Genomic DNA, 13,947 nt, shown 5'->3' with positions numbered 1-13,947 from the left:
ACCCCGGCCGGTGCATGTGGCGCGCCCACGTTGGCGGGGATCAGGCGTAAAACTAACCGCCGTGCACTCATAGAAAAAGAGCATCAGCCGGATATCACTCATGCATGAATGATATGAATCTGGCGGGCGACGCAGCCGCCATGGCGCCACACGCCTTTCATGGCGCGATCAATGCACGAGGCAATCCGGCTCAATGATCCAGATTCTTCTTCGCCAGAAACCCGCTCACCAGATCGGCGATCTGGACGTTGTTGAGGTCCGAGAACAAGAAGTGGCTGTTGCCACGGATCCCCATGTCCGGCAAATGTATCAGGGTCACGTCCCCACCCTGCCGATTGACGGCGTCGCGCCAGGCGCGCGCCATTTCCAAGCGTGCCCGCCAGCTGTCCTGCGCGGGCAGGTCAACGGGCTTGTCAGGGATGTTGTCGCCATACAGCACCAGAATGGGAATCCGCGTCAGCGCCTTGAACGCTTCGGGCGAAACCACCGCCGGTGCGACCGTATCGAATGCACTGGGAATCGGCGCCGGCGCGTCGTTTTTGGCAAATACGAAACTGCTGCCAGGCTCGAAGGCGACGATGGCGCGCACATTCGGGCTTTTTATCGCCGTCCTCCAGCCAGGGCCACCCGCCTGCGAATGGGTAAACAGGATGGCAGGACCGGTCTTCTGCAGCACGGCAGCTACTCCGTCGGAGACCAGCCCGAGGTCGAACGGCCCCGTGTTCGGCGTGACCGAACGGAAAAACTGGTCAAGCGTCGCCTCCCCTGTCGGAAATTGACTGCCACCGAAGTACGTTGGCCAGAGGCCAATTCGGAACTGGTTGAACCACATCTGATCGTCTGCCACAGGCTTCAGCGTGGACTCGACGATGCTTCGGCCGGCTTTGCCTCGCCGTGGCTGATCGATCAGGTAGGTAGTGAAGCGACGACGCAGGAACAGATTCTGGAAGCCCTCGCGCCCATCGGCCGTCGTTTCCCAACTTTTGGACGACTGGCCCGCACCGTGCCACATCACAATCGGCAGCGAACGCGCATTCACCGGCGTCTGGTAGAAGGCATAGGCGTGATCACCGTGGTAGCTCTGGCCCTGCGGATTGGACGGCTTCAACGGATCGAACGTGCCAGGTTCCGTCTTTTCCATGCCACCCGCGAGGAAACTCCCCTGCGCCTCGATCTGCAGTGGCTCGTTGGCCATGGCGGCCGTGGAACAGAGGGAAACCGCCATCCAGATCAGCGTGGAGGGAAAGCCAGGCACCAGAGTGCGAAGGCGGGTGCGTGTCTGCATGGGTCACTCCGTGACAGATTGTCAGGGAAATCTACCGTCGGGGCCATGCTGGAAGAAGCGCGCACACGCATATCACTCATGCATGGGGGGTATATATGCCATATCTACGGCATGACATTGGCCAGCAGATGCACATCGTCGAGCGATATCTTCAACAAGGCGACCTCGTAAGCGGGGCAGCGAGCTGGGCGCGCCGGGCATTCGCGATTGGTCAGCGCGGCAAAGGAGGCGCATGTCGGCTTCCGGCCAGGAGCAGTCGTCGCGAAACGTAAGCCGAAGGTGGCCTAGTCGAGCTTTATCGAGGAAGCCAGATCACCCTTTGTTGACACTTCAGCAAAGGCAGTCTCGGTTCCAGCCGGTAGTGGCACTCGCATCCCGAACCTGAGCTGTCTCGGGTTCGCTAAATATCTGGAGCGGACGTCGTCGCCGGTACGGCGCGAACCAGCATCCGATCGGCAAGGGCCCGGACGGGGCGATGCCGCCCGGGCAGTGGCGTTACCTGCTGGTCGGCGAGAAGTTCTGAGCTCCGCGCGTCTTTCGCCACTGGATCCACGCGATCGCGGTGACGAAGAAGACGCTGCACAGGTAACTGCCTTCCGGCCCTTGCGCGCCACCGGTCAGGGTGTCGAGGCCTTGCGGGCGCAGCGCCACCAGCAGCGCCGGCAAGTGCGCATCCATGCCGGTGACGGGCAGTTCAAAGCCGGTTGCGAGCAACCAGTTCCACCCCGCGTGCCAGCCCATCACGCCCCAGATATTGCCGGTCCGCAGCGCCCAGGCGCAGGCGAACAGCGAGAACAGGAACGTGCTGAGCATGACCAGGGGCGGCTGGTGCGGACTGAAATGCAGGAAGCAGAAAACGAGCGACACCAGCAGCACTGCCACCGTGACATTGGTCTTGCGCGCCACCACCGACAGCATCCAGCCGCGGAAGATGACTTCCTCCACGCTCGCCTGGAACATGAAACTCAATAGCAGCAGACCGATGTGCAGCAGACTGACGGGCGACCGCCAGGCCTGCCCCAAGCCCGCCGCCTGCATGCCGCCAGCCATCCAGATCGCGACTACGACCAGCGCGATCGTGCCGGATCCAACGGCCAGTCCGCGCAGGAAGGTTTTCAGCGGCGCCGGACCGGTCAGCCCGATACTCGCCAGCGAGCGCCCTTCGACGAAGCGTACCCAGGCGAGCACGGCCGCCAGCGTCGGCGCGAAGCCGATCCACAGCAGCGCATGCAAGCCAGCGAGGCCGATCGGATCGCCGCCCGGCGTCGACCAATGCTGCGACTGCATCCATCCGTCCAGCGCGATCACCGGTACCGCGTTGAACAGGATCATCAGGATCGGCGTCAGCCAGGCCCAGGGCAGCCAGCCGCGGGCCGGATCGGGCGAATACAGGACAACGGGGGTCATGCGGGGCTCCAGGTCGACGTGATCGCCGCTGCAAGTTGCCATCCGCGCGGGGGCGTGGCTACCCGTTTGCGACCAAGCCACAGAAGCCGCCGATGAATCACCCGGATCGCCGACGAAATGGCGCTGAGTCGTCGCCCGTGGTGTCCGCTTTGAGTGGCGGTTCCGACAGCCACAAGGCCCTGATGTGGGACCGCTGGCGGCAGGGCGAGTCGTTGCACCAGATGGCGAGGCTGTTCGATCGGCATCACTCGTCCGTGCGAAGGGGTTCTCGCGGAGACTGGCGGGATGCAGCAGTGGTCGCCCGAACAGATCGCTGGCTGGCTCAAGCGGACTTACCCGGACGATCCGAGCTGCCAGGTCTCACACGAGACGATCTATCGCACGCTCTTCATCCAGTCGCGCGGGACTTCCAGACACGGATCGAGCGATATCAACAAGCTGTTGCATTGACCAGTTGAAACCGCCGTCGAAAGCGGACATTACCAGCGGTCGGCGCCACCGTCCTCCCCGAAGGTCCACTTTCGGCCAGAAGCGGACGTTCACAAGCCCAGCGCCGCGCCAAGCGATCAAGCGGCGTCTGCTTGCCAAGTGGATGTTCCAGATGGCGAAGGCTGAGGGCTCTAACAGCTGGCTGTTCAACCGCTGCCCAGGCTCGGCCTTCATCCCGCTGACGCATGCTCCGCCGCAAACGCTGCGTACGTACGCAGCGGCCGACCCAGCAACTGCATCAACCGCTCCACGTCACCCGCGCCCGGCAGCATGCCGTCGCTGATGAATCGCTCGGCCATCTGTCGCATGTCGTAGGCCATCCACGCCGGCATGAACTGGCGCAGGTTCTGCTCGAAGGCGGCCGTGTCATCGCCCCCGTAGGCGATCGGGCGGTTCAGCACACCGCTCCAGATGGCGGCCACCTGTTCTCCGGTGAGTGCTTCCGGGCCGACCAGGTTGAGTCGGGTCAGCGCGCTGTTGTCCGGCGCCTGTTCGCGGTTGAGCAGTTCGATGGCGGCAATCTCGGCGATGTCGCGGGTGTCGATCATCGCCAGCCCCTTGCTGCCAATCGGCATGGGGTACACACCGTAGCCCTGCACCACGTCCTTGATGGTGAGGTCGTTATCGATGAAATAGGCCGGGCGCAGGATCGTGGCGCTGAAGCCCATCTGCTCGATCATGCGCTCCACGCCAAACTTGCCGGCGAAGTGCGGCACGTTGACATAGCGGTCGCTGTGGATCACCGACAGGTACACCACGCGCTTCACCCCCGCCTCGCGGGCGACGTTGAGGGTGATAAGTGCCTGGGTGAATTCGTCGGCGACCACGGCGTTGAGCAGGAACAGCGTGGAGACGCCCTCGAAAGCTTGGCGGAGGGCATCCACATCCAGCATGTCGCCCTGCACCAGTTCCACGGTGGCGGGCAGGTTGGCAGTGGCGGGGGTGCGGACCAGTGCGCGAACGCTTGCGCCGCGCTGGGTGAGGTGCTGGACGACCTGACGGCCGATGGTGCCAGTGGCGCCGGTAACAAGAATGGTCATGGGGTACTCCGGGTGGGTGGTGAGGCCTCATGGTTGTTGATCCGCGTGCGGGCCGATAGCCCATATACTTGGACCACCTGTCTCGCTGGTGGAACACATGGACCTACTGGCCTTGGCCGACTTCAACCTGGTGGCGCGCCACGGCGGGTTTGGCCGTGCCGCGCGCGCAGCGGACCGCCCCAAGGCAACGCTCTCGCGGCGTGTGGCTGAGCTGGAGGCCAGCCTGGGGGTGCGGCTGTTCGAGCGTGGCTCGCACACGCTGAAGCTCACCGAGGAGGGTCGGGCGCTGTTCGAGCGCACCGAGACGCTGCTTACCGAACTGGACGAAGCGGCCACGTCCATTTCCTCAGGCGGCGACACGCCCCGTGGGCGGCTGCGCGTGAGCGCACCGATGCTGTTCTCGCAGATGGCGCTGGGCAAGATCGCAGCCGAATTCGTGAAGCGCTATCCACAGGTGCGGCTCGATGTCACTACCGAAGACCGCGCCGTGGACATGGTGGAAGAAGGCTATGACCTGGTGATAAGGGTCAATCCGGATCCAGATGAACGGCTGGTGGGGCGGGTGCTGATCCGGGACCGCCTCGTGGCGGTGGCGCACCCGGACCTGCCCCTGCCCGCGCTGGGCGAGACGGCGCCTGTGGTGTTCCGTCCGTCCAGCAATGCCACCGGCTGGGACCTGGTGACGCCGAGAGGCGAGATACGTATCGCGGTGGATCCGGTGCTGCGCCTGGGCGCACTGACCATGGTGCGCGATGCCGTTCGTGCAGGCACCGGCGCGGCGATGCTGCCCTTCTCGCTGGTTGCCGACGATCTCAGGGAGGGCGCATTGGTGTCGTGGGGACATGCGAAGGCCCCGCCGATCGAAATATGGGCGCTGTACCCTTCGCGACGACTGCTCAGCTCAAGGGTGGCGGCGTTGCTCGACCTGCTCAAGGAATCCTTCCCCGAGGGTCAGGCGGAGGAGCTGGCCGCCTTCGCAGGCGGGGGCCGCTGACGGCCAGAAACGGACACTGCAGCGATTGGCGCCTTTCTGTTGTCCGAAAAGTCCGCGATCGGCCGGAAAAGCAGACCAGCCTGACTCTTCAGCACGGACTGCATCGTTGGAAGCAGTTGCTAACATTGCAAGCTACTCCTCAATGGAAGGACGTCGCCCGCATGCCTTTCCTCCCGGCGTTTCGCCGCGTCGCAGCGCTGACGCTCCTGGCGTTGCCGGTCTGTCCGTTTTCTACCTTATCAGCGGCGGGGCCTGCTTCCGAGACCAGCGCCTTCATCCACCCCATCAACGATGCCGAAGACGCCCCCTTGGTAGCACTGGGCAGCAACGGCCTGCTGCGCTATGCCTTGTACTCCGAACGCGGTAGCGATCACGCGCGCAACATCGTCCCGGACTTCTCCCGCGCCGGCTACCAGGGCGGCGGTGTCAGCCTGCCCACCCGCTCCAGCATTCCTGTTATTGAGGTCCTTGAGCCAAACGCGGAGGGTGACGACTATCCCCGCATCCAGGCCGCCATCGACGCGGTCGCCGTGCGTGTCCAGGACAGCCGGGGCCTACGCGGCGTAGTCCTGCTGCGGCGCGGCGGTTATAGGTTGAGCAAGACGCTGACCATCCGGGCCAGCGGCGTGGTGTTGCGCGGTGAAGGTCGAGGTGCCGACGGCACGGTGATCCGCTCCCAAGTCAGCGATCGGCAGGGCAGGATTCTTGAAGTGGGCAGCAGCGAATCCGCGGTTCCCCGCGCCGCTCTGGACCCACGCCGGACCGCCATCACCATGGACTACGTGCCGGTGGGAGCGATGCGGATCACAGTGAAGTCCGCAGCCGGCTATCGCGTGGGCGATACGGTGTCGATCGCGAGGGAACCCAATGCCCGCTGGGTCGGCCCCGAGGGCATCGATACCGCACGATACCGATGGACGCCCAGCGACTACGCTGTGTACAGCGAACGCGTCGTCACTGCCGTAGACCACGACACGATCAGCCTGGATGCCCCGATCATGGATGCCATCGCGACGCGCTTCGGTGGCGGCAGCGTCTATCGCACGGATCCCATCCGTATCTCGCAGGTCGGCATCGAAGACCTCCGCCTTGAGGGTAACCCCGAGACCGGGACGGTCAACGGCACCGCCGATTCCGGCCCCTTTACCGCACTCCGCTTGGGTGCAATCTACGACTCATGGGTTCGCGACGTGACCGTGCGTTATGTGTCGCATGGCTTCGTGACCCGCAACGGCGCCCAGTTCAATACCCTGCAGGACATTGCCTATCTCGACCCCAGGTATGGCGCAACCCAAGGCGCCCGCCGCTATGTGTTCCTTTACGAGGGCAACGCCGCCTTCAATCTGATCCAGCGCTGCTACAACCAGGGCGGCAGGCATACCTTCGTCATCGGCGCACGGGTACCCGGTCCCAATGTGTTTCTGGACTGCCTCGCCGTAGGTGACAGCAACGACAGTGGTCCACATCATCGCTGGTCCACCGGCACGCTGTATGACAACACCAAGGGATACATGCTGCGGGCACAGAACCGCCGGTACAGCGGAACGGGGCACGGGTGGGCGGGCGCGCAGCAGATGTTCTGGAACACCGAGCACGACATCTACGTCGTCCAGGCGCCGCCCTTCGCGATGAACTGGAGCGTGGGACAGGTGGGCGCCATTGCACCCGGGAAATTCCCGCCTGAGGAACCTGCAGGGATCGTGCAATCGGTGGGCCAGGTGGTGACACCTCGCAGCCTGTATCTGCAGCAGTTGCGTGATCGTCTGGGCGAACAGGCGGTGATCAACATCACCACTGAAGCGCAACGTGACGGACGTATCTGGGACAGCTTGGCCGCTGGCGCGGTGCAATAGCACTCATAGCAGGGAGAGCTCGCTGAAGGGGATCTTCGCTATCGCCGAAAAGCGGACGCGAGCGGACCGAAGCAGCGCTACCGAGGGCAACGGCGGTTCAATGCGCCATCGACACGGCATAAGCGTTCGCCGCACTCCTGAACCCTCCGTTCTCGGTTTCCACCAGCACAAAGAATTCCTCGTCCAAATGATGGAAAGGACCTGCTTGGTCATCGCTGTTCGCCCCTATCTCGTCCATCGCGAGGTCGCGCTCGGTTCGCTCTCTCGGATACCGGGGACCAAAGGCAGCCATCGCTTTGACGATCAGCTCCGCGGTAAGCGGCATGTGGAGGGCACGAAAGGCTCGAGCACCTTCAGGGGCGAGTACCCCTGTGCTGTTCGAGAAGAACTGCTCAAAACCACCATTGTTGATCTCGGATTGGCACCAGTGCGCGGCGAACAAAATGCGTGATGCTTCCGGGGCGGCATTATATTGATGCAAAAACACCTCCGCACCGTCGTAAATGGACACGGTGTCCCAGACTGGTTCAACCAGCTGCCAGTAGCTCACGGACAATCTCCAGCGGGGCCAGAGACCGGCGCGTCTTGGCAACCCTCCGGATTCTAGTGGAGGCTATTAACGAGCGCGAGGTGCGGCAGCGTGGATCGCACATCGGTGTTCCGCTCGCGCAATTCGTTCCATCGCCTGCCTCCTTCGCCGGCAGATCTGCGCTTGATGGAGATCGGGACGCCTGGTCCAGAGAATTGACCACGTCGCGCTGCGCAGCCCTTGAACCACCCAAACCCAACCCAACAAAAAAGCCCCCGTTTCCGGAGGCTTTTTCGACTGAATCATGGTGGGCGGTACAAGGTTCGAACTTGTGACCCTTGCCGTGTGAAGGCAATGCTCTACCGCTGAGCTAACCGCCCGATGCTGCTGAGCCGCTCATTATAGGGCGGCAAATTTCGACGTCAACGGTTTCACCGAAATTTCTTCACATCGTGTGCGTGGGCTTGTCCGCGGTCAGGATGCCAGCCAGCAGCGTCTCGATCCGATGGCGGACGGTCTCCCCTTCTGCGCCGTCGGCCAGCTGTACGCCGATGCCTGCCGCGCGGTTGCCCTGCGCTCCGGCCGGGGTTACCCAGATCACCTTGCCGGCTACCGGCAGGCGCTCGCTGGAGTCCGGCAGGGTGAGCAGCAGGAACACCTCATCGCCGAGGAAGTAGCGTTTGGGCGTGGGCACGAAGATGCCGCCGTTCTTCACGAACGGCATGTAGGCGCTGTACAGCGCGGCCTTGTCCTTGACGGCAAGGGACAGGATGCCCTGTCGGGCGTTGGTGGCGCTCATGCTCTATTCCCCTTGGCGTGCCGTTCGTTGACCTTTCCCCAGGCCAGCAGCAGCTCCACCACCGCAAGATCGGCGCGCACCGTGGTGCGCAGCAGGTCGCGGGTGCGGTTGGCCGCATCGAACCAGGCGGCCAGCTTGTGCAATCGATCGGGATCGGTCAAGCCACCGCCGGTGGCCTGGGCCAGGGCGAGATCGGCGGCGTGGCGCAGGCGCACGGCGGCGTTGTCGTCGGCGGTCCAGCGCTGGGCCAGCTCAACCGCGCCGGCGCGGCCGGCGACGAGGGCTTCCAGGTCCGTGGCGACCTGGCGGCGCAGGGCCAGGCCATCCTCACGCAGCCACTGGTCGGCCAGGCCGGGGTGGCCGCGGGCGGCGTCCAGCGCTTCGCGGGCGCTGGCATCGCTGTGGCCCAGGGTCTGCAGCCAGGCGAGCGCTTCCTCGCGCGGAGGCAACTTGAACTCCAGGCGCTGGCAGCGGCTGCGGATGGTGGCCGGCAGGCGCGCGGGGTCGGCGCTGATCAGCCACAGGTAGCGGCCGGGCTGCGGCTCTTCCAGGGTCTTGAGCAGGGCGTTGCAGGCGGCGCGGTTGATGGCGTCGGCGGGATCGACGATCACCACCTGGGCCACGCCGTACTGCGGGGTCAGCGAGAGCTTCTGCGAGACCTCGCGGATCTGCTCGATCACGATCTCGGTGCGCAGCTTGTCGCCGGATTTGTTGGGGATGAACGAGATCCGCTGCAGGTCCGGGTGGGTGCCGGCGGCCAGCAGCTGGGCGCTGCGCTTGGCCGCGGCCGGCTCACCCTGCCCCAGCACGTGCTCGGCCAGCCGCAGCGCGACGCCGAGCTTGCCCAGGCCGGCCGGGCCGCAGAACAGCAGGCCATGGCCGAGGCGACCGGCGTCGAGCGCGGCCACGGTCTGGTCATAGGCGCGCTGCTGCCAGGGGGAAAAGGGTTCAGCCACGATCCGGCTCCTGTGCCAACCATGCCTCCACGGCCGCCACCACCGCGCCGGCGACGCCGGCCTGGTCCTGGCCGGCGTCGATCAGGCGGTAACGTGCGGGGTCTTCGCTGGCACGCTGGCGGAACACCGCGCGCACCCGCTGGAAGAAATCATCGTGCTCGCTTTCGATCCGGTCCGGCCACATGTCGCGGACGTTGGCGCGCGCACGGCCGACGGCCACGTCCACATCCAGCAGCAGGGTCAGGCCGGGCAGCAGGCCGACGGCGCGGCGCTCCAGATCCGCGATCCACGCCGGGTCCAGGCCGCGGCCGCCGCCCTGGTAGGCGTAGCTGGAATCGGTGAAGCGGTCGCACAACACGTAGGCGCCGCGTTGCAGTGCCGGGGCGATCACCTGGCGCACGTGCTGGGCACGGGCGGCGAACACCAGCAACAGCTCGGCCTCGGCCGAGAGCGGCTCGGCGGCGATCTCCGCATCCGGCTTGAGCACCAGCGCGCGGATGCGCTCGGCCAGGGCGGTGCCGCCGGGTTCGCGGGTCAGCACCACCTCATGGCCACGGGCCTGAAGGGCCTCGCGGATCGCGTTGATGGCGGTGGTCTTGCCGGCGCCCTCGCCCCCTTCCAGGCTGACGAAATGCGGGTGCCGGTGCAGCGCGGGACTCATTGGGGTGCGGCCTCGTTGGTACGTCTGCTGCGCAGTTGCTGCAGGTAGCGGGCAACGGCAGCGTTGTGGTCGGTGTAGTTGGCCGAGAAGATGTGCGCGCCACTGCCATCACCGACGGCCACGAAGTACAGCGCGTCACCCTTGGCTGGCTGCGCGGCGGCATGCAGCGCATCGCGCCCGGGCATGGCGATCGGGGTCGGGGTCAGGCCGGCGCGCGTGTACGTGTTGTACGGCGTATCGGTGGTGAGGTCGCGCTTGCGGATGTTGCCGTCGTAGCTGCTGCCGATGCCGTAGATCACGGTCGGGTCGGTCTGCAGGCGCATGCCGATCTTCAGGCGGCGCATGAACACCCCGGCGATCTGCGGACGCTCGCTTGGCAGTGCGGTTTCCTTCTCGATGATCGAGGCGAGGATCAACAGCTCATACGGCGAGTTCAGCGGCAGATCGTCCACGCGGCTGTCCCACGCGGCGGTGAGTTCCTTTTCCATCGCGGCATGCGCGCGCTTGAGCACGTCGATGTCGCTGTCGCCGCGCTGGTAGACGTAGGTCTCGGGCAGGAAGCGGCCTTCCGGGTGTTCGCCGGGGAAGCCGACCGCCTTCATCAGCGCGGCATCATCCAGGTCGTCGGTGGTGTGCACCAGCGGATCGGCGCGCTTGAGCGCAGCGCGCAACTGGCGGATGTTCCAGCCTTCCACGATGGTGACGCGGTGCTGCAGGACACGGCCCTGGCGCATGCGGGTCAGCAGCTCGCGCGGGGTCAGCGCCGGATCGAGCGCGTATTCACCCACCTTGAGTTTGCCGGCGGCATCGAGCTGGCGTGCCAGCAGCTGCCACTGGGTGTCGCTGCCTTCGTCCACGCCGGCCTGGCGCAGCTTGCCGAGCACGGTGCTGAAGCCATCACCGGAGGCGATCACCACGCTCTCCGCGCTGGGGGTGACCGGTGCATCGGCAAAGGCGCCCTGGCGATGCCAGAACCATGCCCCTGCGGCCGCCACCAGCAGGGCCAGCACCAGCAACACGGCCAGTACGGCCAGACATCCCCGTTTCGCACCCGCCATGCTCACCTCGAATCCATTTCTTCGCCGCGCAGCATACCGCGCGGGTGCTGCACACCGCCAAACGGCTCAGGCATCGCTGCCCAGCGCACGCAGCAGGCCACGGGCCTTGGCGCGGGTTTCGTCCAGTTCCCTGTCGGCCACCGAATCGACCACGATCCCGGCGCCGGTGCGGAAGCTGGCGGTGTCGGCGGCCACTTCGGCGGTCCGGATCAGGATGTTCAGGTCCAGGTCGCCATCGCGGTTCAGCCAGCCGAACGCGCCGGTGTAGGCGCCACGCGCGGTCTGCTCCAGCTCGGCGATGATCTGCATGCAGCGCACCTTGGGGCAGCCGGTGATGGTGCCGCCGGGGAAGGTCGCGGCGATCACCTGGCCCGGACTCACGTCCTCGCGCAGGCGGCCACGCACGTTGCTGACGATGTGGTGCACATGGGCGTAGCTCTCCACGGTCATCAGCTCATCCACCTCCACGCTGCCCGGTGCGCAGATGCGGCCGAGGTCGTTGCGCTCCAGATCGATCAGCATCACGTGCTCGGCGCGCTCCTTGGGGTGGCCGACCAGCTCCTGGATGCGCGCGGCATCGTCATCGCCGGCGAAGCGCGGGCGGGTGCCGGCGATCGGGCGGGTCTGGACGTCATCGCCATGCACCGAGACCAGGCGCTCGGGCGAGGAGCTGACCACCGCCCTGCCCTGCGCCATGAACAGCCCGGCGAACGGGGCGGGGTTGGCCACGCGCAGCTGCGCGTAAAGCGCCTGCGGCGAGAGCGCCTCGGCGAACTGCGCATTCCAGCGTCGCGAGAGGTTCACCTGGAACACGTCACCCGCGCGCAGGTAATCGATCACCTTGCCGACGCCATCGGTGAAGCGCTGCGGCGCGTCCTCGCCGATCGCCACCGGTGGCTGCCACGTCGGCAGCGGGGCCAACGTGGCGGCCGCGGCGAGGTCGTCCTGCAGGGTCTGCAGCAGCGCGGCCTGGCCGGTCTCGCAGACGGCATGGAACTGGCCGAGCACGCGGTCGTGCAGCACCGCCGCCGGGCAGCGCAGCGCCAGCGCGGACGGCAGTCCATCGGCGCGCGCCGGCAAGGCCAGCACGTCTTCGATCTGGCCGGCCAGCTCGTAATCCAGCATCAGCGCCCAGCCACCACGGAACGGCAGCGTGGTCGCTTCGCGCGGCAGCCGCAGCGCGGCCCAGTGCGCGTCCAGCACCTCTAGGAAGCGGCCCTCATGGGCGACGCCATCGGCATCGCGCACCACGCCGTCGGCCTGCAGTGAGAGCGCTTCACCGTTGCCCATCAGCAGCAGGTCCCAGCGCCCCTGTGCGGTGCCCGAGGCGGTGGATTCCATCAGCAGCGGGTAGCGCTGAGGGGCCAGGCGCTGCAGGGCCAGCAGGTCGGTGGTGGCGGGCAGCGGAAGCGTCTGGAACATGACAGGACACCGGAGGGGGCGCGCAGCGTGCGCGGGGGCCAGATACACCAAGGCCGCCATGATGGCGGCCCGGGTGGGGATGCACGGAACGTGCGGTCAGACGCGTTTGAACACCAGCGTGCCGTTGGTGCCGCCGAAGCCGAAGCCGTTGGACATCACCACGTCGACCTTGGCCTCGCGTGCGGTGTTGGGCACGTAATCCAGGTCGCAGCCTTCGCCCGCTTCATGCAGGTTGATGGTCGGCGGAATGATGTTGTCGCGCAGCGCCAGCACCGAGAAGATCGCTTCCACGCCGCCGGCCGCGCCGAGCAGGTGGCCGGTCATCGACTTGGTGGAGCTGACCATCATCTTGTAGGCGTGGTCGCCGAAGGCGGTCTTCATGGCCATGGTTTCACCCAGGTCGCCCAGCGGCGTGGAGGTGCCGTGCGCGTTGAGGTAACCGACCTGGTCCGGGGTCACGCCGGCGTCCTTCAACGCCATGGTCATGCAGCGTGCCGCGCCTTCGCCGTTCTCGCTCGGGGCGGTCATGTGGTACGCATCCGAGCTGGCGCCGAAACCGGCAAGCTCGGCATAGATGCGCGCGCCACGCGCCTTGGCGTGTTCGTACTCTTCCAGGATCAGGATGCCGGCACCGTCGCCGAGCACGAAGCCGTCGCGCTCCTTGTCCCACGGGCGCGAGGCTTCCGCCGGGGCATCGTTGCGGGTGCTCATCGCCTTCATCGCGCAGAAGCCGCCCAGGGCGGTCGGCGAGGAGCCGCGCTCGGCACCGCCGACCACCATCACGTCCGCATCGCCGTACTGGATCATGCGCATCGCGGTGCCGATCGAGTGGTTCGAGGTCGCGCAGGCGGAGACCGCCGAGAACGACGGCCCCTTCAGGCCGGTGATGATGCTCAACTGGCCCGGAAGCATGTTGATGATGGTCTTGGGCACGTAGAAGGGCGAGATCTTCTTGCCTTCGTGGAAATCGATGGTCTGCTCTTCGATGCCCAGCAGGCCGCCGATGCCCGCCCCGACGATGGCGCCGATGCGCTCGGCGTTGCCGTCGGTGATCTCCAGGCCCGAATCGTTCAAGGCCATGAAGGCGGCACCGAGGCCGTAATGAATGAACGGGTCCATCTTCTTGGCATCCTTGCCAGTGACCCGGAACTTGCCGAACTGTTCGTTGTCGGCGGTGATGTCGAAGTCCCTGACCTCACCTGCGATCTTGGTGGTGAAACGGTCCAGGTAGGACTGCGAAACGTTGGTCAGCGGACCGATGCCGGAACGGCCTTCGGTGATGCCCTTCCAACTGCTGGCCATATCATTGCCCAATGGCGAGACCATGCCCATGCCGGTAACGACGACGCGACGCTTCATTGCAGATTCTCCTGACCCGGGTGTTGCGGGTATCACGCGGTAAAACGCTCAAAAGCACAGGGCCGCAAGCGCGGCCCCATGGGTTTGCCGCACGC

General features: G+C 65.8%; 12 protein-coding genes, 1 tRNA gene and 1 pseudogene. 3 read left to right on the top strand and 11 right to left on the bottom strand.

Features of this window, described 5'->3' with window-relative positions:
- Nucleotides 1-190 precede the first annotated feature (190 nt).
- The gene (locus ABE571_RS16145) at nucleotides 191-1,285 is read right to left on the bottom strand and encodes an alpha/beta fold hydrolase (RefSeq protein ID WP_346494113.1); all 1,095 of its coding nucleotides are present in this window, start codon (nucleotides 1,283-1,285) and stop codon (nucleotides 191-193) included.
- 495 nt (nucleotides 1,286-1,780) lie between these two features.
- The gene (locus ABE571_RS16140) at nucleotides 1,781-2,692 is read right to left on the bottom strand and encodes a type II CAAX endopeptidase family protein (protein WP_346494111.1); all 912 of its coding nucleotides are present in this window, start codon (nucleotides 2,690-2,692) and stop codon (nucleotides 1,781-1,783) included.
- 182 nt (nucleotides 2,693-2,874) lie between these two features.
- On the opposite strand from ABE571_RS16140, the pseudogene ABE571_RS16135 reads away from it, so the two are divergent.
- Nucleotides 2,875-3,097 (top strand): annotated as a pseudogene (locus ABE571_RS16135) (IS30 family transposase); the annotation flags it as partial.
- Nucleotides 3,098-3,351: 254 nt separating this feature from the next.
- Here the strand turns inward: ABE571_RS16135 and ABE571_RS16130 are convergent.
- Complete coding sequence (locus ABE571_RS16130; RefSeq protein WP_313212112.1) at nucleotides 3,352-4,221, bottom strand: NmrA/HSCARG family protein; 870 nt, start codon at nucleotides 4,219-4,221, stop codon at nucleotides 3,352-3,354.
- Nucleotides 4,222-4,333: 112 nt separating this feature from the next.
- On the opposite strand from ABE571_RS16130, the gene ABE571_RS16125 reads away from it, so the two are divergent.
- Together ABE571_RS16125 and ABE571_RS16120 are read left to right on the top strand one after the other, a co-directional pair.
- Nucleotides 4,334-5,215, top strand: coding sequence for a LysR substrate-binding domain-containing protein (locus ABE571_RS16125; RefSeq protein ID WP_346494109.1), 882 nt, complete (start codon nucleotides 4,334-4,336; stop codon nucleotides 5,213-5,215).
- A 161-nt stretch (nucleotides 5,216-5,376) separates the two neighbouring features.
- A complete protein-coding gene (locus ABE571_RS16120) occupies nucleotides 5,377-7,068 on the top strand; it encodes a hypothetical protein (RefSeq protein ID WP_346494107.1) in 1,692 nt (563 codons plus the stop codon).
- Nucleotides 7,069-7,165: 97 nt separating this feature from the next.
- On the opposite strand, the gene ABE571_RS16115 is transcribed toward ABE571_RS16120, so the two are convergent.
- The 8 genes from ABE571_RS16115 to fabF all read right to left on the bottom strand — a co-directional run bounded on the left by ABE571_RS16115 (nucleotide 7,166) and on the right by fabF (nucleotide 13,852).
- Complete coding sequence (locus ABE571_RS16115) at nucleotides 7,166-7,618, bottom strand: DUF4375 domain-containing protein (RefSeq protein ID WP_313212222.1); 453 nt, start codon at nucleotides 7,616-7,618, stop codon at nucleotides 7,166-7,168.
- Between the two features lie 284 nt (nucleotides 7,619-7,902).
- A tRNA-Val gene (locus ABE571_RS16110) sits at nucleotides 7,903-7,977 on the bottom strand.
- Between the two features lie 65 nt (nucleotides 7,978-8,042).
- Nucleotides 8,043-8,396 carry a PilZ domain-containing protein gene (locus tag ABE571_RS16105; RefSeq protein ID WP_088432861.1) on the bottom strand — a complete coding sequence of 118 codons (354 nt, stop codon included), beginning with the start codon at nucleotides 8,394-8,396 and terminating at the stop codon, nucleotides 8,043-8,045.
- The gene (locus tag ABE571_RS16100; RefSeq protein WP_313212224.1) at nucleotides 8,393-9,352 is read right to left on the bottom strand and encodes a DNA polymerase III subunit delta'; all 960 of its coding nucleotides are present in this window, start codon (nucleotides 9,350-9,352) and stop codon (nucleotides 8,393-8,395) included. The genes ABE571_RS16105 and ABE571_RS16100 overlap by 4 nt, the downstream gene beginning before the upstream one ends.
- Entirely contained in the window at nucleotides 9,345-10,013 is a 669-nt protein-coding gene (gene tmk / locus ABE571_RS16095) for a dTMP kinase (protein WP_346494105.1), read from the bottom strand. The genes ABE571_RS16100 and tmk overlap by 8 nt, the downstream gene beginning before the upstream one ends.
- A complete protein-coding gene (gene mltG / locus ABE571_RS16090) occupies nucleotides 10,010-11,071 on the bottom strand; it encodes an endolytic transglycosylase MltG (protein WP_313217390.1) in 1,062 nt (353 codons plus the stop codon). Before mltG ends, tmk begins: the two co-directional genes overlap by 4 nt.
- A 66-nt stretch (nucleotides 11,072-11,137) precedes the next feature.
- Nucleotides 11,138-12,493 carry an aminodeoxychorismate synthase component I gene (locus tag ABE571_RS16085; protein ID WP_346481951.1) on the bottom strand — a complete coding sequence of 452 codons (1,356 nt, stop codon included), beginning with the start codon at nucleotides 12,491-12,493 and terminating at the stop codon, nucleotides 11,138-11,140.
- Between the two features lie 96 nt (nucleotides 12,494-12,589).
- On the bottom strand, nucleotides 12,590-13,852 hold the full coding sequence (gene fabF, locus ABE571_RS16080) for a beta-ketoacyl-ACP synthase II (protein WP_176990978.1): 1,263 nt from the start codon (nucleotides 13,850-13,852) through the stop codon (nucleotides 12,590-12,592).
- Nucleotides 13,853-13,947 lie beyond the last annotated feature (95 nt).

This window comes from Stenotrophomonas sp. TWI273, from assembly GCF_039674765.1.
Classification (GTDB): Bacteria; Pseudomonadota; Gammaproteobacteria; order Xanthomonadales; family Xanthomonadaceae; genus Stenotrophomonas.
The sequence above is the reverse complement of the archived record's forward strand: the minus strand, read 5'-3'. Positions and strand labels throughout refer to the sequence as shown.

Excerpts from the sequence above, each read along its gene's own strand:
- ABE571_RS16145 (WP_346494113.1), bottom strand. The coding sequence starts at position 1,285 with ATGCAGACACGCACCCGCCTTCGCACTCTGGTGCCTGGCTTTCCCTCC.
- ABE571_RS16140 (WP_346494111.1), bottom strand. The coding sequence starts at position 2,692 with ATGACCCCCGTTGTCCTGTATTCGCCCGATCCGGCCCGCGGCTGGCTG.
- ABE571_RS16130 (WP_313212112.1), bottom strand. The coding sequence starts at position 4,221 with ATGACCATTCTTGTTACCGGCGCCACTGGCACCATCGGCCGTCAGGTC.
- ABE571_RS16120 (WP_346494107.1), top strand. The coding sequence starts at position 5,377 with ATGCCTTTCCTCCCGGCGTTTCGCCGCGTCGCAGCGCTGACGCTCCTG.
- ABE571_RS16105 (WP_088432861.1), bottom strand. The coding sequence starts at position 8,396 with ATGAGCGCCACCAACGCCCGACAGGGCATCCTGTCCCTTGCCGTCAAG.
- tmk (WP_346494105.1), bottom strand. The coding sequence starts at position 10,013 with ATGAGTCCCGCGCTGCACCGGCACCCGCATTTCGTCAGCCTGGAAGGG.
- mltG (WP_313217390.1), bottom strand. The coding sequence starts at position 11,071 with ATGGCGGGTGCGAAACGGGGATGTCTGGCCGTACTGGCCGTGTTGCTG.
- ABE571_RS16085 (WP_346481951.1), bottom strand. The coding sequence starts at position 12,493 with ATGTTCCAGACGCTTCCGCTGCCCGCCACCACCGACCTGCTGGCCCTG.
- fabF (WP_176990978.1), bottom strand. The coding sequence starts at position 13,852 with ATGAAGCGTCGCGTCGTCGTTACCGGCATGGGCATGGTCTCGCCATTG.